The sequence below is a fragment of the Pseudomonas sp. GW822-FHT06D10 genome, assembly GCF_058799535.1.
Genome location: NZ_JBXALN010000008.1, coordinates 159,332 through 176,351 on the forward strand (window position 1 = coordinate 159,332; position 17,020 = coordinate 176,351).

Here is a 17,020-nt window from a genome sequence, read left to right on the forward strand (position 1 = left end):
GGCGATAATAGCAGACCATGCCTTTGCTGAACACCAATCACCCTAATACCCCTGATGCATTCCATCAATCGGCCTGACGACGCAGGAATGCCGGGATGTCCAGGTAGTCCAGATCATCTTGCGGATTCAGCTTCGCCGCGGTCGCCGCGTTCGACTGCGCCTGATTGCGCATGACGGTCGGACGGTCCAGGTCACGGTAGTTCACCGACGGCAGTTCCTGGCGAGCAGGGGCTGGCGCTTGCGACTGGGCGGACATGGAAGTCTGGACGGTGTTGTCGATGACCTTCACAGGCTTCTCGATTTTTGCGCCCAGGCCGGTGGCCACTACGGTTACATGCAGCTCGTCACGCATGTCCGGATCGATAACGGTACCGACCTTGACCATGGCGTGTTCGGAAGCGAAGGCCTCGATGATGCTACCCACGTCGGAGTACTCGCCCAGGGACAAGTCCGGACCGGCGGTGATGTTCACCAGGATGCCGCGTGCGCCTTCCAGGTTCACGTCTTCCAGCAGCGGGTTGCGGATCGCCGCTTCAGTGGCTTCACGTGCACGGTTCGGACCGCTGGCGCAGCCAGTGCCCATCATCGCCATGCCCATTTCGCTCATCACGGTACGTACGTCGGCGAAGTCGACGTTGATCATGCCCGGACGCTTGATGATGTCGGAAATACCGCGAACGGCACCGGCCAACACGTCGTCCGCCTTGGCGAAAGCCGACAGCAGGCTGGCGTCCTTGCCGAGGATGGTCAGCAGTTTCTCGTTGGGGATGGTGATCAACGAGTCGACGCTTTCGCTCAGCGCGCGGATGCCCTCATCGGCGATCTGCATGCGCTTGCGGCCTTCGAACGGGAACGGACGGGTCACCACCGCAACGGTGAGGATGCCCATTTCCTTGGCCACTTCAGCAATGATCGGCGCCGCACCGGTACCGGTACCGCCGCCCATGCCGGTGGTGATGAACACCATGTTGGTGCCCGCCAGTACTTCAGCGATACGCTCGCGGTCTTCCAGGGCGGCTTGACGGCCGACTTCCGGATTGGCACCCGCACCCAGGCCCTTGGTCACGCCGGTACCCAGTTGCAGGATGGTCCGCGCGCCGATGTTTTTCAGCGCTTGAGCATCGGTGTTGGCGCAGATGAACTCGACGCCTTCGATGTTGCTCTTGACCATGTGATTGACCGCGTTGCCGCCGCCACCGCCAACACCGATAACCTTGATTACCGGACTTTGCGGGATGTTGTCTACGAGTTCGAACATTTTCCCTCTCCTTTCATTTCTCTAGTTTTTCGCCTACTGCCTACTGCTTTGAAACGGTGTTGCGGTAAATCTTTAGAAGTTGCCCTGCACCCAGCTCTTGATGCGATCGAGCAGTGCCGCCTTGGGCTCGTCGCTGCTGTAGCTGTCGCGGCTGCCGATGCCGGAGAACGAGATGCCGTCGGACTGTTTCTGCAGCCCGTACAGCAGCAAGCCGACACCGGTGGAATAGATCGGGTTGCGCACCACGTCGGACAGGCCCTTGACACTGTGGGGCACGCCCAGGCGAACCGGCATGTGGAAAATTTCCTCGGCCAGTTCTACCGCGCCTTCCATCTTCGAAGTGCCGCCAGTGAGCACGATGCCCGCCGGGATCAGGTCTTCGTAGCCACTGCGGCGCAGTTCGGCCTGGATCAGGGTGAACAGTTCGTCGTAACGCGGTTCGACCACCTCGGCCAGGGCCTGGCGCGACAGTTCGCGCGGTGGGCGGTCGCCAACGCTTGGCACCTTGATGGTTTCGCCGGCACCGGCCAGCTTGGCCAGGGCGCAGGCGTAACGGATCTTGATTTCCTCGGCGTACTGGGTCGGGGTACGCAGGGCCATGGCGATGTCGTTGGTCACCTGGTCGCCGGCAATCGGAATCACCGCGGTGTGGCGGATCGCGCCTTCGGTGAAGATCGCCATGTCGGTGGTGCCGCCGCCGATGTCCACCAGGCACACGCCCAGCTCTTTCTCGTCGTCGGTGAGCACCGAGTAGGCCGAAGCCAGCTGCTCGAGGATGATGTCGTCGATTTCCAGGCCGCAGCGGCGCACGCATTTTTCGATATTCTGCGCGGCATTCACTGCACAGGTGACCACGTGCACCTTGGCCTCCAGGCGTACGCCGGACATGCCCAGGGGTTCACGCACGCCTTCCTGGTTGTCGATCACGTAATCCTGCGGCAGGGTGTGCAGAACCCGCTGGTCAGCCGGGATCGCCACGGCCTGGGCAGCGTCGAGGACCCGCTCCAGGTCCGCCGAACTGACTTCACGGTCGCGAATCGCCACGATGCCGTGGGAGTTCAGGCTGCGGATGTGATTGCCCGCCACACCGACGAACGCCGAGTGGATACGGCAGCCCGCCATCAGTTGCGCCTCTTCCACCGCACGCTGGATCGACTGCACGGTGGATTCGATATTCACCACCACGCCCTTCTTCAGGCCACGGGAGGGATGGGTGCCGATGCCGACGATTTCCAGCGAGCCATCGGCCGCGACTTCGCCCACCAGCGCCACAACCTTGGAGGTACCGATATCCAGGCCGACGATCATTTTGCCGCTTTGCACATTTGCCATGGTCCTGCCTCTTCTTAATTCTTCGCGACGGCAGGTTGCGCCGTCGTGGGTGCCGCCGGATCGCGCCAGCCGACGGCCAGGCCGTTGGCGTAGCGCAGATCGATGCGCGCGATGTTCGTGATCTGTTCTTTCAGCGTTTTTTCATAAATGGCAATGAAGCGGCGCATCTTCTCCACCAGGTGATCGCGGCCCAGGAGCAGTTCGATACCCGGGCCGGCACTGCCGGCGCCGGTGGTCAGGAACCAGCTGCCGCGCTCGCGCAGCTCCAGACGGGCGATCGAAAAGCCCAGCGGCCGCAGCATCTGGCTCAACACCTGATACTGCTGCATCACTTGCTGCTGGGCCCGCTGCGGCCCGAACAACTGCGGCAAGTGCTCATAGTTCGCCAGTTCACGCGGGGTGAAGGCCTGGCCCTGGTTGTTCAACAGCGCCTCGTCGCCCCAGCGGGCCACCGGCAGTTGTTCTTCCAGGCGAATCACCACTTGGTCCGGCCACACCCGACGTACCTCGGCGTGGGCGATCCAGGGCATCTGCTCCAGTTCGGTGCGCATGCTCGCCAGGTCGATGGTGAAGAAGCTCGCCGCGACATAAGGCGCGATCCGCTGCTGCACCGCCTGCTGGCTGATGTAGCTCAAGTCCCCCTGCACCGCGATCTTGGTGATCGGGCGGTCGGCGTACGGCAGCAGGCGCTGGGCCCCTTCATAGGTGCCAAACCCCAGAGCCACCAGCAGCACCGGCCAGAACAGGCTTTTCAGAAAGCCGAAGTTGGCTTTCGGCAGGCGCGCCGACATCGGCTCTTTGGCCACCATTCGGCTGGCACCCCGCGGCACCGGCTTGCGGCCGGGTGCGGGTTGCTGATGACGAAGCGACGCGCCTTGCATGGACTTAACCTCTCGCCTCAAGACTGGCTGCCAGGATGGCCAATACCAGTTGCTGGAAATCCAGGCCGGCCGCGCGGGCCGCCATCGGAACCAGACTGTGATCGGTCATGCCCGGAGCGGTATTCACTTCCAGGAACCAGAACTGCCCCTGGGCGTCCTGCATCACGTCGGCACGTGCCCAACCGGCGATACCGAGCGCCTCACAGGCTTTCGCCGTGAGTTCCATGAGTTCCTGTTCCTTGGAGCTGTCGAGCCCGCACGGGATCCGGTACTGGGTATCGGAAGCCAGGTACTTGGCGTCGTAGTCGTAAAATGTGTGGGGAGTGCCCAGGGCGATGGGTGGTAGCACCTGGTCACGCAGGGTCGCGATGGTGAACTCCGGACCCTGGATCCATTGCTCGACCAACACTTGCGAATCGTAGGTACTGGCCGCCTTCCATGCGTCGATCAATTCGGACGCGGAAGTCACCTTGGCCATACCGATACTGGAGCCTTCATGAGCCGGTTTGACGATCAAAGGCAGGCCCAGTTCCGCCACCGCGGAAATACAATCGGCCTCGGAGCTCAATACGGCGTGGCGCGGCGTCGGAATGCCCAGGCTGTGCCAGACCTGCTTGGTACGCAGTTTGTCCATGGCCAGGGCCGAAGCGAGGATGCCGCTGCCAGTGTAAGGAATCCCCAGGCACTCCAGCAGCCCTTGCATACTGCCGTCTTCACCGCCACGACCGTGGAGAATGATGAAGGCACGGTCGATCTTCTCGCTCAAGAGACGTTGCAGCAGATCATCGCCGACGTCGATGCCGAAGGCGTTCACACCGCCGCTCTGCAGCGCTTCAAGCACGGCCTTGCCGGACTTGAGCGACACTTCGCGTTCGGCGCTCTTGCCACCGTAAAGAACGGCGACGCGACCGAAATCGCTCGGTTTCACGGTAGAGAACAGGTTGGCGTAGGCAGCGGTCATTTCGCCCCCTTGCCAGCGGCTACAGCACCGGCGAACAGCGGGCTGCCGAGCAGTTTTGGCGCCAGGCCACCAATGTCACCGGCACCCTGACACAGCAGGATGTCACCGGCGCGCAGCAACGGCTTGACCAGCGGTGCCAGGTCGACCCCACGCTCGATGTAGATCGGGTCCAGTTGGCCACGCTGACGGATGCTGTGGCACAACTGACGGCTGTCGGCGCCCGGGATCGGCTCTTCGCCGGCCGGGTAGACCTCCATCAGCAGCAATACGTTGGCATCGGCCAGTACCTGCACGAAGTCGTCGTACAGGTCGCGGGTACGGCTGAAACGGTGCGGCTGGTAGACCATCACCAGGCGGCGTTCCGGCCAGCCACCGCGCACGGCCTTGATCACCGCAGCGACTTCGGTCGGGTGGTGACCGTAGTCGTCCACCAGCATCACGTTGCCCCCTTCCACCGGCAGTTCGCCGTAGACCTGGAAGCGTCGGCCCACACCCTGGAAGCCCGACAGGCCCTGGACAATGGCTTCATCGCTGATGCCTTCGTCGGTGGCGATACAGATGGTCGCCAGGGAGTTCAGCACGTTGTGGTTGCCCGGCATGTTCACCGACACGTCCAGCGGCTCGCGGTCGCGACGCAGTACGGTGAAGAAGGTCTGCATGCCTTGCTGGCGTACATTGATGGCGCGCACGTCGGCTTCTTCGCTGAAGCCGTAGGTCACGGTCGGACGCTTGACCTGCGGCAGGATCTCGCGCACTACCGGATCGTCCAGGCACATCACCGCCAGCCCGTAGAACGGCAGGTTGTGCAGGAAGTCGACAAAGGTTTTCTTCAGTTTGTTGAAGTCACCGTCGTAGGTCGCCATATGGTCGGCGTCGATGTTGGTGACCACAGCCACCAGCGGTTGCAGGTGCAGGAAGCTGGCATCGCTTTCGTCGGCTTCGGCAATCAGGTAACGGCTGGTGCCCAGTTGTGCATTGGTGCCCGCTGCATTCAGCCGCCCGCCGATGACGAACGTCGGGTCCAGGCCGCCAGCGGCGAATACCGAGGCCAGCAGGCTGGTGGTGGTGGTCTTGCCGTGGGTGCCGGCCACGGCCACGCCGTGACGGTAGCGCATCAGTTCGGCGAGCATTTCCGCCCGTGGCACCACTGGAATACGCCGTTCCAGAGCAGTGGCGACTTCCGGGTTGGAGGTGTTCACGGCGCTGGAAACCACCAGCACATCGGCATTGGCAGCGTTCTCGGCGCGGTGGCCGATGAAAATCTGTGCGCCAAAGGACTCCAGGCGCTCGGTAACCGGCGATGCCTTGAGGTCGGAACCGGATACCTGGTAGCCCAGGTTCAGCAGCACTTCAGCAATCCCGCACATGCCCACGCCGCCGATACCGACGAAGTGGATGCGGCGGATGCGGCGCATTTCCGGCTGCGGCATGGCTTTCTGATTCTCAACCATGGGCCACCTCCAGGCAGATATTCACTACGTCGTGGGTGGCGCCGGGCTTGGCCAGGCGGCGGGCGGCCTGGGCCATGTTGTCGAGTCGTTCTGGTTGCATCAAAACCTCTGTCAGGCGAGCGGCAAGGTCCGCAGCACCAGTCGTTCTTTGCGGCATCAGGAAGGCAGCACCTTCACGAGCCAAATATTCGGCATTACGGGTCTGGTGGTCGTCGATCGCGTGGGGCAAAGGCACCAGCATCGAGGGCAGACCGGCGGCAGCCAGTTCGCTGACGGTCAACGCGCCTGCGCGACAGACCACCAGGTCGGCCCAGCCATAGGCTTGGGCCATGTCTTTGATAAAGGGCTGCACCTGCGCCTCGACGCCGGCGGCGCGATAGCGCTCTGCAGTGACTTCATCGTGGTTTTTGCCGGCCTGGTGGAACACCTCCGGGCGCAGCTCGGGGGCGACCTGTGCCAAGGCTTCCGGCAACAGCTTGTTCAACGGCTCTGCGCCCAGGCTTCCGCCCAGGATCAGCAAACGCGCCTTGCGTCCGGCCAGAGCCTCGCGCGGTGTTTCGAGGAACAGTTCGGTGCGTACCGGGTTGCCCGTGGTGCGCCGGCTTTGCGAGGCACCGAAGGTGTCCGGGAAAGCTTCGCAGACTCGGGCAGCCAACGGCACCAGCAGCCGATTGGCGGTACCGGCCACGGCGTTCTGTTCGTGAACGATGACCGGCACCCCGGACAACTTCGCGGCAACTCCACCAGGGCCGGTCACATAACCGCCAAAACCCAGGACACAGACCGGCTTCAACTGGCGAATGACCCGCCGCGCCTGGAGCACGGCCTTGATCAACACGAACGGCGCCTTGAGCAGGGACAGCTTGCCCTTGCCCCGCAAACCGCTGACGTTGATCAGGTGCAACGGCAGCCCGGCCGCAGGCACCAGATCGTTTTCGATGCCACGCGGGGTGCCCAGCCAATGCACGGTGTAGCCACGGGCCTGGAACTCGCGGGCGCAGGCCAGTGCCGGGAACACGTGGCCTCCGGTGCCGCCGGCCATGATCAGGACATTAGCGCCCATGGCTCGGCTCCTCGGCAAAGTCACTTTCACTGAACTCCATCTCTTCACTGCCCAGGTGGGTCCTGCTCTCCCATTCGATACGCAGCAACAACCCCAGACAGGCGCAGCAGATCACCAGCGAGCTGCCGCCATAACTGAGAAAAGGCAAGGTCAGGCCCTTGGTCGGCAACAGGCCGACATTCACCCCGATGTTGATCAGGAATTGACCAATCCACAGAAACGACAGGCCGTAGGCGACATAGGCGGCAAAGAACTGCTTGGCCTTTTCCGCCCACAGGCCGATGTACATGCCGCGGATACAGACAAAGACGAACAGCGCTACCGTGCACAGCGAACCGACGGCGCCCAGCTCTTCAGCCAGTACCGAGAACACGAAGTCTGTATGAGCCTCCGGCAGGTAGAACTGTTTCTGCACGCTGTTGCCCAGGCCGACGCCCAGCCACTCGCCGCGACCAAAGGCGATCAACGCCTGGGACAGCTGGTAGCCGGCACCGAACTGGTCGGCCCAGGGGTCGGCGAAGTTGGTCAGACGTGCCATACGATAGGGTTGCATCTGGATCAGCAGCACCACCGCTGCAACCGCCAGCACCACCATCAGGGAAAACCGGAACAGCCCGACCCCTCCCAGGAACAGCATGGCCGCAGCGGCGCCCATCATTACGACAGTGGCGCCGAAGTCCGGCTCCATCAGCAGCAGGCCAGCCATGGGCAGCAGCACGATGAACGGCTTGAAGAAGCCCATCCAGCTCTCGCGCACTTCTTTCTGGCGCCGCACCAGGTAACCGGCGAGGTAGATCACCACGAACACCTTGGCGATCTCGGAAGGCTGGACGTTGAAAAAGCTGAAGCCGATCCAGCGCATCGAACCGTTCACTTCCCGGCCGATCCCCGGAATGATCACCATCACCAGCAGGCCGAAGGCACCGATCAGCATCAACCAGCCCAGGCGCTGCCAGGTGGCGATCGGGATCATCATGGTGACGATGCAGGCCCCCAGGCCCAGCAGGATGTAGATCAGGTGGCGAATCATGTAGTACAGGGCGCTGCCCGACTGCGCCGCCGCCACTTCAGTGGAGGCCGAGGCAATCATGACCAGGCCCAGGCCGAGCAGGGTCAGGCAACCGGCGAGCATCGGGAAATCGAGGTCGATGCCCCGACCGGTGATGATCGGCGATGGATAGGGCTTGATGATGTTTCTCAGGTTCATGCCAGCTCCTCCACAACGCGGACGAACTGGTGGCCACGGTCTTCGTAGTTCTTGAACATGTCGAAACTGGCGCAGGCCGGCGACAGCAGCACCACATCACCGGGCTGGGCAGTGGCGCGGCATTGCTCCACGGCTTCCTGCAGCGAGCCGACACGAATCAGCGGCACGGCGTCACCGATGGCTTCGCCGATCTGATCGGAGTCGCGCCCCATCAGGATCACCGCGCGGCAGTTGGCCGCCACCGGGCCGCGCAGATCCTTGAAGTCGGCGCCCTTGCCGTCACCACCGGCGATCAGCACGATCTTGCCTTCGATGTCGGCGCCAAGGCCTTCGATGGCCGCCAGGGCGGCGCCCACGTTGGTGGCCTTGGAGTCGTTGTAGTACGCCACGCCATCCAGATCGCGGACCCATTGGCAGCGATGCTCGAGGCCGGCGAAAGTGCGCAGCGCCGCGAGCATGGCGTCGAACGGCAAGCCCACTGCATGACCCAGGGCCAAGGCTGCCAGGGCGTTGGACTGGTTATGGGCGCCGCGGATCTTCAGCTCGCGCACGGGCATCAGGTTCTGGAACTCGAAGGCCAGGTACTTCTCGCCATCCTCTTCGCGCAGGCCGAAGGCCTTGAAATCAGGCTTGCTCAGGCCGAAGGTCCAGCATGGCAGGCCTTCACCGATCAATGGCCGGGTCAGAGCGTCCTGGCGGTTGAACACCACCTGCCGGGCGCCACGGAAGATCCGGTGCTTGGCCAGGTGGTAGGCCGGCAGGCCGCTGTAACGGTCCATGTGGTCTTCGCTGATGTTGAGCACGGTGGCCACTTCGGCGCCCAACTGGTCGGTGGTCTCCAGCTGGAAGCTGGACAGCTCCATCACGTACAGCTCGACGTCATCGCTGAGCAGGTCCAGGGCCGGGGTCCCGAGGTTGCCGCCGACCGCCACGCGCTTGCCCGCCGCCGCTGCCATCTCGCCCACCAGGGTGGTCACGGTGCTCTTGGCGTTGGAACCACTGATTGCCACGATCGGTGCCTTTGCGTTACGCGCGAACAGCTCGATATCACCGGACAATTTCACCCCACGGGCAGCAGCAGCCTGCAGGGCCGGGGTCGCCAGGGCCAGGCCGGGGCTCACGTAGAGTTCGTCGGCACGGCACAGGAAGTCCACGTCCAGCTCGCCACAACGCACCTCCACCTGCGGGTAGTCACGCCGCAGCGTGGCCAGCTCAGGTGGATTTTCCCGCGTATCGGCCACCGCAAAGGCAACGCCCCGGCTCGCCAGGAAGCGAACCAGGGACATGCCGCTCTTGCCGAGGCCGACAACGATGCGGAAGTGGTCAGAAGCGATCAGAGACACTCGTTCTACCTCAGCTTCAGGGTGGCAAGGCCGATCAGCACCAGAATCACGGTGATGATCCAGAAACGGACGATCACGCGCGGCTCGGGCCAGCCCTTGAGTTCAAAATGGTGGTGAATCGGCGCCATGCGAAACACACGGCGGCCGGTCAACTTGAAGGAGGCAACCTGGATCACCACGGACAGGGTTTCCATCACGAACACGCCGCCCATGATGAACAGAACGATTTCCTGACGGACGATGACCGCGATAGTGCCCAGGGCCGCGCCCAGCGCCAGGGCGCCAACATCACCCATGAACACCTGCGCCGGGTAAGTGTTGAACCACAAGAAGCCCAGGCCCGCGCCAATCAGCGCACCACAGAAGACAATCAGCTCTCCCGCCCCGGGGACATAGGGAATCAGCAGGTATTCGGCGAACTTCACGTTACCCGACAGGTAGCAGAAGATCCCCAGCGCACCGCCCACCATCACCGTAGGCATGATCGCCAGGCCATCGAGGCCATCGGTCAGGTTGACCGCGTTGCTCGAACCGACGATGACGAAATAGGTCAGGACCACGAAGCCGATGCCAAGGGGAATGCTCACGTCCTTGAGCATCGGGATCAGCAGAGTGGTTTCCACCGGACTCTGGGCAGTCATATAAAGGAAGATCGCCGCGCCCAGGCCGAACACCGATTGCCAGAAATACTTCCAGCGGCTGGGCAGGCCACGGGAATTCTTCTCGATCACCTTGCGATAGTCGTCGACCCAGCCGATGGCACCAAAGGCCAGGGTCACCAGCAGCACGACCCACACATAGTGGTTGCGCAGGTCGGCCCACAACAGGGTGCTGATACCGATGGCCGAGAGAATCAGCGCGCCGCCCATGGTCGGTGTGCCCGATTTGGACAGGTGAGATTGCGGACCATCGTTACGCACGGACTGGCCGATCTGGCGGTTCTGCAGAGTACGGATCATCCACGGACCCAGGCACAGCGCCAAAGACAGCGCAGTCAGTACCCCGAGGATCCCGCGCAGGGTCAGGTACTGAAAGACCGCGAAGCCTTTGTAGAACTGTTGCAGGTACTCCGCTAGCAGCAGCAGCATCAATGTTTCTCCGTACTGGAGCCGCACAAAGCCGCGACGATGTTTTCCATCACCGCGCTGCGCGATCCTTTGATCAAAATGGTGGTATTTGGGTCTTGCTCGACGCCCAGGGCGGCAATCAGGTCAGCCTGGCTGGCGAAGTGGCGCGCGTGCTCGCCGAAGGCGGCAACGGCATGAGCCATCATCGGGCCTACGGCGTAGAGGGCCGAAACCTTGCCAGCGGCATATGCACCTACTTCGCGGTGCCCCTGCTCCGCCCACTCGCCCAACTCGCCGATGTCTCCGAGCACCAGGACGGTGCGGCCGGAAAAGCCGGCGAGTATATCAACGGCGGCGCACATTGAGGTGGGGTTTGCGTTGTAAGTGTCATCAATGACCCGCATGCCGTTCTTGGCCAGTTGGGCGACGGTACGCCCTTTGACCGGCTGCACCGCATTCAGGCCGGTGACGATGCCGAACAGCGAGATGCCCATGGCGTGGGCCGCGGCTGCCGCAGCCAGGGCATTGGCAACGTTATGGGTGCCCAGCAGGTTCAATTGCACCGCCTCCACACCCTTGGGGCTGTGCAACTTGAAGGATGGGCAGCCACGGGCATCGCGACCGATATCGGAGGCAAAGAAATCGGCAGAGCTGTCAGTCAGGGCGAAGCTCAGTACCTGACGGCCGGCAGCACGGGCCTTCCAGATAGGGAAAGCCTTGTCGTCCAGGTTGAGCACGGCGATCCCGGCGCTATCGAGGCCTTCCAGGATTTCCCCCTTGGCCTCGACAATCTTCTCCGGCCCGCCAAACTCACCGACATGAGCGGTGCCGGCGTTGTTGATGATCGCTACGTGGGGGCGAGTCATGGCCACGGTGTAGGCAATCTCGCCGATGCGCGAAGCGCCCAGCTCTATCACTGCGGCTGTGTGTTCCGGGGCCAGTTCCAGCAGGGTCAGGGGCGCACCCAGGTCATTGTTCAGGTTGCCCCGAGTAGCGTGTACCGGACCACGGGTGCGCAGGATGCTGGCAAGCATTTCCTTGACCGTGGTCTTGCCGCTGGAGCCGGTTACCGCAGCGACCGGGCGGCTGAACGCGGCGCGATTGAGCGCACCCAACTGTCCCAGCGCCAGGCGAGTGTCCTTGACCAGCAGTTGCGGCAGCGTGCTGTCGGGAACCTCACGTTCAACCAACGCCGCCACGGCGCCCTTGGCCGCCACTTCATTCAAGTAATCGTGGCCGTCAAAGCGTGGGCCGGTAAGAGCAATAAACAGTTGGCCGGCCTGAATCGCCCGGCTATCGATACTGACGCCGCTAAAACGAGCATCGCCCGCGATCAGGCGGGCGTCCAATGGAGCCGAGACTTCACTGAGTTGCAGGGCTTTAAGCATGGCCCACCTCCCACGCGGTCAAGGCTTTGTCCGCCTCGGCGAGATCAGAAAAATCATGTCGCTGGCCGTTTATTTCCTGGTAATCCTCATGGCCTTTACCGGCTAGCACCACCACGTCATCCGCCGACGCGGAAGCGATCAGGCGAGCAATGGCCAACCCGCGACCGGCTACGAATTCCACCTTTTCTGCCGCGCTGAAGCCGGCACGAATATCGTCGAAGATTTGGGCCGGGTCTTCGCTGCGTGGGTTGTCATCAGTCACCAGCACACCGTCGGCCAGACGCTCGACCACCTCAGCCATCAACGGACGCTTGCCGCGGTCCCGGTCACCGCCACAACCGAACAGGCACAGCAGGCGGCCCTTGGCGTGCGGACGCAGGGCCAGCAAGACTTTTTCCAGGGCATCCGGGGTGTGGGCGTAATCCACCACCACCAGCGGCTGAGTACCGCCACCCAGGCGCTGCATTCGTCCGGCGGGGCCTTCAAGCTTGGGCAGGACCGCAAGAATTTCGTCCAGCGCGTACTCAAGACCCAGCAACGCACCTACCGCAGCCAGCACGTTGCTCAGGTTGAAACGCCCGAGCAGGCAACTGCGCAGGTGGTGCTCACCCTGCGGGGTCACCAGGGTCGCGCGCACGCCATCATCGTCAAAACGCGCTTCGCGGCAGTACAGATAGGCAGCGGCGTCTTCCAGGCTGTAAGTGATCAGTCGCGACTCGTGTTTGTCCGCCGCCAGTTGCCGGCCAAAATCGTCGTCGAGGTTGATCACCCGGCAACGCAGGTCGTTCCAGGCAAAGAGCTTGGCCTTGGCTGCGCCATAGGCTTCCATGGTCCCGTGGTAATCCAGATGGTCACGGGACAGGTTGGTCAGCACCGCCACATCGAAAGCCAGTGCCGCCACGCGCCCCTGATCCAGGCCATGGGACGAGACCTCCATGGCCACCGCCTTGGCTCCTGCGTTCTTCAGGTCCGCCAGGGTGGCCTGCACGGCAATCGGGTTCGGCGTGGTGTGCATGCCGCTTTGCAGCGCGCCATGAAACCCGGTCCCCAGGGTACCTACCAGGCCACAACGCTGGCCCAGCAGGTCCAGGGCCTGAGCCACCAGTTGGGTAACGCTGGTCTTGCCGTTGGTGCCGGTCACGCCCACCAGGTTCAACTGGCGGCTCGGGTCACCATAGAAGCGCCCGGCTATGTCCGACAGCTGCGCCGCCAGGCCCTTGACCGGAATCAGCGGTACATCGGTCAGCGGCAACACAGTTGCCCCTTCCACTTCATAAGCCACCGCTGCAGCGCCGCGCTGCAGGGCATCGGCAATGTGCGCACGCCCATCGAACTTGGCGCCGGGCACCGCAAGAAACAGGTCCCCGGCCCGCACGTTACGGCTGTCCAGGGTCAACTCACGAATCAGCAGGTCGCGACCGGCGTGGGCGAAAATCTTGTTCAGGCTAAGAGACATCAGCCGCGCCCTCCATTGGCTCGTACAGGGGTGCCGGATGCGGCGTTGGCCTGCTGCGTGGTCGGCAGGTTGTCCGGGGTGATGTTCATCAAGCGCAGGGTGCCGGACATCACTTTGCTGAACACCGGCGCCGATACCAGGCCACCGAAGTAACCGGCTTTGCTCGGTTCGTCGATCACCACCACGATGGCGTAGCGTGGATCACTCATCGGACCGAAGCCGGCGAACAGCGAGCGGTAGGAGTTCTCGGCGTAGCCCTTGGTACCCACCGAAGTCTTGCGCGCAGTACCACTCTTGCCAGCCACGTGATAGGCCGGAACCTGTGCACGGAATACTCCGCGCGGGGCCTCGATCACTTGCTGCAGCATGCCCTGCATGGTCTTGGCGACATTTTCCGGAATCACCTGGGTGGTCTGCGGAGTCTTGTCGGACTTGATCAGTGTCAGCGGCGCAATACGGCCGTTGTTGGCCAATGCGGAAAAGGCGTGCACCAGCTGGATCGCGGTCACCGACAGGCCGTAGCCATAGGACAGGGTCGCGGTTTCCGCCTTGCGCCATTCACGGTAATTCGGCAGGTTGCCGACCCGTTCACCAGGGAAGCCGAGCCCCGTGTCCTGGCCCAGACCGATTTTCTGTGCCAGGCGGAAAATGGTTTCGCCGCCGATATCGAAGGCCACCTTACTCATGCCGACGTTACTGGAGTTGATCAGGATGCCGGTCAGGTCGAGTACCGGACCTTCGGTCTTGGAAACGTCACGGATGGTGTATTTGCCCAACTGCAGGGTGCCCGGGTAGACCTCGACGGTATCGCTGGGCTTCCAGCGTCCGGTTTCCAGCGCGGCGCTCATGGAGATCGCTTTCATGGTCGAGCCAGGCTCGAATACGTCGATCATCGCCCGGTTGCGCATCATCGCCGGCTGCAGGTTGCGCCGGTTGTTCGGGTTGTAGGTCGGCTGGTTGACCATGGCCAGGATCTCGCCGGTCTTCACATCCATGATCACCAGGCTGCCAGCCTTGGCACCGTTCTCGACGATGGCGTTGCGCAGCTCGCGATTGGCCAGGTATTGCAGGCGCAGGTCAATCGACAACGCCAAGGGCTTGCCGGCCTTGGCGTTCTTGGTGACCTGGACGTCCTTGATCAGCCTGCCGCGCCGGTCCTTGATCACCTGGCGCTTGCCCGGAACCCCTGCGAGCCATTCGTCGTAGGCCAGTTCCACCCCTTCGCGACCGCGGTCGTCGATATCGGTGAAACCCACCATGTGCGCGGTTACTTCGCCGGCTGGATAGAAGCGTCGGAACTCCTCGATGCCATAGACACCGGGGACCTTAAGATCCAATACGGACTGGCCCTGTTCAGGCGTCAGGCCTCGGACCAGATAGATGAATTCTTTATTGGCCTGGGCTTCAAGCCGCTCGGCCAGGGCTTTCGGGTCTTGGCCAAGTGCCATGGCCAGCGCCGGCCAGCGGTCCTTGGCCAGCTGCATTTCCTTGGCATTGGCCCAGAGGGTGGTCACGGGCGTACTGACGGCCAGAGGCTCGCCATTGCGATCGGTGATCAGACCGCGGTGCGCGGGAATCGGAATGTGCCGGACACTGCGTGCATCGCCCTGCCCCTTGAGGAAGTCACGGTCGACCACTTGCAGGTCGATGATGCGCCAGGCAATCGCCGACACCATGACCGCCAGCAAACCCAGCACTACACGGAAACGCCATGGATAGAGCGCGCCTTCGAGCTTCATGGCGCCACCATGCGGACTTCGGCCGCGCCGGGAATGTGCATTTTCAACTGTTCGGTGGCCAGCACTTCAATGCGGCTGTGAGCAGTCCAGGTGCTTTGCTCAAGAATAAGACGGCCCCATTCGGCCTGGGCTTTGTCACGCACGCTCAACTCGCCGTACAGCGTATTGAGCAACTGACGGTTCCAGTGGGCGCTGTAGGACACCGCAATCGCGGAAACCAGAACGCCGACGAATAGCAGGAACATGAAAAAGCTTCCGCCCGGAAGTGGCTTGGCGAAAAGCTTGCTCACCGAAGCTTCTCCGCGACGCGCATGACGGCACTGCGGGCACGCGGGTTGGCCTTGAGCTCTGCCTCGGAGGCGAACTGCGCTTTGCCGTGGATCTTGATTTTCGGCACAAAGGCTTCGAAACGTACCGGCAGATTGCGCGGCAGGTTGTCCGATTCGCCCTTGACCAGACGACGCATGAACAATTTGACGATGCGGTCTTCCAGGGAGTGGAAGCTGATCACCACCAGGCGACCACCCACTTCCAGGGACTCCAATGCAGCCTCAAGGCCAGCCTCGAGATCACCCAGTTCATTGTTGACGTGAATGCGCAGCCCCTGGAAAGCACGGGTAGCCGGGTTCTTGCCCTTCTCCCAAGCCGGGTTGGCGACTTTCAACACTTCAGCCAGATCGGCGGTACGCTCGAACGGCTGGATCTCGCGGCGCTCGACCACGGCTCGCGCCATGCGACCGGAGAAACGCTCCTCGCCGTACTCCTTGAATACACGGGCAATTTCCTCTACCGGAGCGGTGGCGATGAACTGCGCAGCACTGATGCCGCGAGTCGGGTCCATGCGCATATCCAGCGGGCCGTCATTGAGAAAACTGAAGCCGCGCTCAGGGTCGTCCAGCTGCGGCGAAGACACCCCCAGATCCAGCAGGACACCGCTGACCTTGCCCGCCAGGCCGCGTTCGGCAACTTCCGAACCGAGCTCGGCGAAACTGCGCTGTACAACGACAAAGCGGCCGTCTTCGGCCGCTAGCGCTTGCCCGGTGGCAATCGCCTGGGGATCCTTGTCGAATCCGAGGAGGCGCCCCTGGGGCCCGAGCTTGCTGAGAATCAGCCGACTATGCCCGCCACGCCCGAAGGTGCCATCCAGATAGCAGCCATCAGGACGTACGGCGAGAGCCTCGACGGCTTCGTCAAGCAGTACGGTGATGTGGTTAAAGCCGCTATCAATAGTCACAGGATCAAATCACGCAGTTCATCAGGCATGGCGCCCGGTTGTTGAATAGCTGCCAGGTCCGCTGCGGAAACAGCATTCCAGGCATCCTCGTCCCACAATTGGAACTTGTTCAGTTGGCCCACCAGCATTGCGCGCTTATCCAACTTGGCATATTCACGCAGGCGCGGCGGCACCAGAAAACGACCACTGCCATCGAGTTCAAGATCGACGGCGTTACCAATCAGCAAACGCTGCAAACGACGGTTCTCTTCGCGAAGAGAAGGCAGTGCGCGCAGCTTGGTTTCAATCAGTTCCCACTCATCGAGGGGGTAAACACACAAACAGGGATCAACGGCATCGATGGTGACGATTAACTGCCCGGAACTTCGCGAAACGAGCTCGTCACGATACCGGCTCGGCATGGCGAGACGGCCTTTTGCATCGAGACTGATAGCGTTAGCTCCGCGAAACACGTCAGCGTTTCTCCAAATTTTAGCGTTTTGCGCTCAAAAAACCCACTTCATGCCACTTTCCGCCACTTGCGCACACTATAGGAATGCGCCCACACCACCGTCAAGGCGCGCGGCGACGGAAAAGCCTTATAGAACGGAGATTTAGGAGACTTAAAGGAGAGGTAACGAGAATTCGAAGGGTGTTTCAG

At 62.4% G+C, this 17,020-nt stretch carries 15 protein-coding genes; all 15 read right to left on the minus strand.

Features of this window, described 5'->3' with window-relative positions; all coding sequences use genetic code 11:
- Positions 1-64: 64 nt before the first annotated feature.
- Positions 65-1,258, minus strand: a complete 1,194-nt coding sequence (ftsZ, locus tag AC1RL5_RS25140) for a cell division protein FtsZ (RefSeq protein WP_011063305.1) — start codon at positions 1,256-1,258, stop codon at positions 65-67.
- Positions 1,259-1,330: 72 nt separating this feature from the next.
- Positions 1,331-2,590 carry a cell division protein FtsA gene (ftsA, locus tag AC1RL5_RS25145; RefSeq protein WP_011063306.1) on the minus strand — a complete coding sequence of 420 codons (1,260 nt, stop codon included), beginning with the start codon at positions 2,588-2,590 and terminating at the stop codon, positions 1,331-1,333.
- 14 nt (positions 2,591-2,604) lie between these two features.
- Positions 2,605-3,471 (minus strand): cell division protein FtsQ/DivIB, encoded by an 867-nt coding sequence (locus tag AC1RL5_RS25150; protein WP_015636926.1) that lies wholly within the window; start codon positions 3,469-3,471, stop codon positions 2,605-2,607.
- Between the two features lie 4 nt (positions 3,472-3,475).
- Positions 3,476-4,432 (minus strand): D-alanine--D-alanine ligase, encoded by a 957-nt coding sequence (locus tag AC1RL5_RS25155; RefSeq protein ID WP_011063308.1) that lies wholly within the window; start codon positions 4,430-4,432, stop codon positions 3,476-3,478.
- Positions 4,429-5,883: a UDP-N-acetylmuramate--L-alanine ligase gene (gene murC, locus AC1RL5_RS25160; RefSeq protein ID WP_011063309.1), complete on the minus strand. Its 1,455-nt coding sequence runs from the start codon at positions 5,881-5,883 to the stop codon at positions 4,429-4,431. Before murC ends, AC1RL5_RS25155 begins: the two co-directional genes overlap by 4 nt.
- On the minus strand, positions 5,876-6,946 hold the full coding sequence (murG, locus tag AC1RL5_RS25165; RefSeq protein ID WP_011063310.1) for an undecaprenyldiphospho-muramoylpentapeptide beta-N-acetylglucosaminyltransferase: 1,071 nt from the start codon (positions 6,944-6,946) through the stop codon (positions 5,876-5,878). Before murG ends, murC begins: the two co-directional genes overlap by 8 nt.
- Positions 6,936-8,153, minus strand: a complete 1,218-nt coding sequence (gene ftsW, locus AC1RL5_RS25170; RefSeq protein WP_011063311.1) for a putative lipid II flippase FtsW — start codon at positions 8,151-8,153, stop codon at positions 6,936-6,938. The genes murG and ftsW overlap by 11 nt, the downstream gene beginning before the upstream one ends.
- Positions 8,150-9,496: a UDP-N-acetylmuramoyl-L-alanine--D-glutamate ligase gene (gene murD, locus AC1RL5_RS25175; RefSeq protein ID WP_019093698.1), complete on the minus strand. Its 1,347-nt coding sequence runs from the start codon at positions 9,494-9,496 to the stop codon at positions 8,150-8,152. The genes ftsW and murD overlap by 4 nt, the downstream gene beginning before the upstream one ends.
- 5 nt (positions 9,497-9,501) lie before the next feature.
- Positions 9,502-10,584 carry a phospho-N-acetylmuramoyl-pentapeptide-transferase gene (gene mraY, locus AC1RL5_RS25180; RefSeq protein WP_011063313.1) on the minus strand — a complete coding sequence of 361 codons (1,083 nt, stop codon included), beginning with the start codon at positions 10,582-10,584 and terminating at the stop codon, positions 9,502-9,504.
- Entirely contained in the window at positions 10,584-11,951 is a 1,368-nt protein-coding gene (locus tag AC1RL5_RS25185; protein WP_103407172.1) for a UDP-N-acetylmuramoyl-tripeptide--D-alanyl-D-alanine ligase, read from the minus strand. The genes mraY and AC1RL5_RS25185 overlap by 1 nt, the downstream gene beginning before the upstream one ends.
- A complete protein-coding gene (locus AC1RL5_RS25190; RefSeq protein WP_011063315.1) occupies positions 11,944-13,407 on the minus strand; it encodes a UDP-N-acetylmuramoyl-L-alanyl-D-glutamate--2,6-diaminopimelate ligase in 1,464 nt (487 codons plus the stop codon). Before AC1RL5_RS25190 ends, AC1RL5_RS25185 begins: the two co-directional genes overlap by 8 nt.
- The gene (locus tag AC1RL5_RS25195) at positions 13,407-15,146 is read right to left on the minus strand and encodes a peptidoglycan D,D-transpeptidase FtsI family protein (protein WP_011063316.1); all 1,740 of its coding nucleotides are present in this window, start codon (positions 15,144-15,146) and stop codon (positions 13,407-13,409) included. Before AC1RL5_RS25195 ends, AC1RL5_RS25190 begins: the two co-directional genes overlap by 1 nt.
- On the minus strand, positions 15,143-15,436 hold the full coding sequence (gene ftsL / locus AC1RL5_RS25200; protein WP_011063317.1) for a cell division protein FtsL: 294 nt from the start codon (positions 15,434-15,436) through the stop codon (positions 15,143-15,145). Before ftsL ends, AC1RL5_RS25195 begins: the two co-directional genes overlap by 4 nt.
- Positions 15,433-16,380 carry a 16S rRNA (cytosine(1402)-N(4))-methyltransferase RsmH gene (rsmH, locus tag AC1RL5_RS25205; protein ID WP_011063318.1) on the minus strand — a complete coding sequence of 316 codons (948 nt, stop codon included), beginning with the start codon at positions 16,378-16,380 and terminating at the stop codon, positions 15,433-15,435. The genes ftsL and rsmH overlap by 4 nt, the downstream gene beginning before the upstream one ends.
- Positions 16,377-16,832 carry a division/cell wall cluster transcriptional repressor MraZ gene (mraZ, locus tag AC1RL5_RS25210; protein WP_011063319.1) on the minus strand — a complete coding sequence of 152 codons (456 nt, stop codon included), beginning with the start codon at positions 16,830-16,832 and terminating at the stop codon, positions 16,377-16,379. The genes rsmH and mraZ overlap by 4 nt, the downstream gene beginning before the upstream one ends.
- Between the last annotated feature and the right edge of the window lie 188 nt (positions 16,833-17,020).

What these genes read in the sequence shown, in the direction of transcription:
- ftsZ (WP_011063305.1), bottom strand. Translation starts at nt 1,258, where the DNA reads ATGTTCGAACTCGTAGACAACATCCCGCAAAGTCCGGTAATCAAGGTT.
- ftsA (WP_011063306.1), bottom strand. Translation starts at nt 2,590, where the DNA reads ATGGCAAATGTGCAAAGCGGCAAAATGATCGTCGGCCTGGATATCGGT.
- AC1RL5_RS25150 (WP_015636926.1), bottom strand. Translation starts at nt 3,471, where the DNA reads ATGCAAGGCGCGTCGCTTCGTCATCAGCAACCCGCACCCGGCCGCAAG.
- AC1RL5_RS25155 (WP_011063308.1), bottom strand. Translation starts at nt 4,432, where the DNA reads ATGACCGCTGCCTACGCCAACCTGTTCTCTACCGTGAAACCGAGCGAT.
- murC (WP_011063309.1), bottom strand. Translation starts at nt 5,883, where the DNA reads ATGGTTGAGAATCAGAAAGCCATGCCGCAGCCGGAAATGCGCCGCATC.
- murG (WP_011063310.1), bottom strand. Translation starts at nt 6,946, where the DNA reads ATGGGCGCTAATGTCCTGATCATGGCCGGCGGCACCGGAGGCCACGTG.
- ftsW (WP_011063311.1), bottom strand. Translation starts at nt 8,153, where the DNA reads ATGAACCTGAGAAACATCATCAAGCCCTATCCATCGCCGATCATCACC.
- mraY (WP_011063313.1), bottom strand. Translation starts at nt 10,584, where the DNA reads ATGCTGCTGCTGCTAGCGGAGTACCTGCAACAGTTCTACAAAGGCTTC.
- AC1RL5_RS25185 (WP_103407172.1), bottom strand. Translation starts at nt 11,951, where the DNA reads ATGCTTAAAGCCCTGCAACTCAGTGAAGTCTCGGCTCCATTGGACGCC.
- AC1RL5_RS25190 (WP_011063315.1), bottom strand. Translation starts at nt 13,407, where the DNA reads ATGTCTCTTAGCCTGAACAAGATTTTCGCCCACGCCGGTCGCGACCTG.
- AC1RL5_RS25195 (WP_011063316.1), bottom strand. Translation starts at nt 15,146, where the DNA reads ATGAAGCTCGAAGGCGCGCTCTATCCATGGCGTTTCCGTGTAGTGCTG.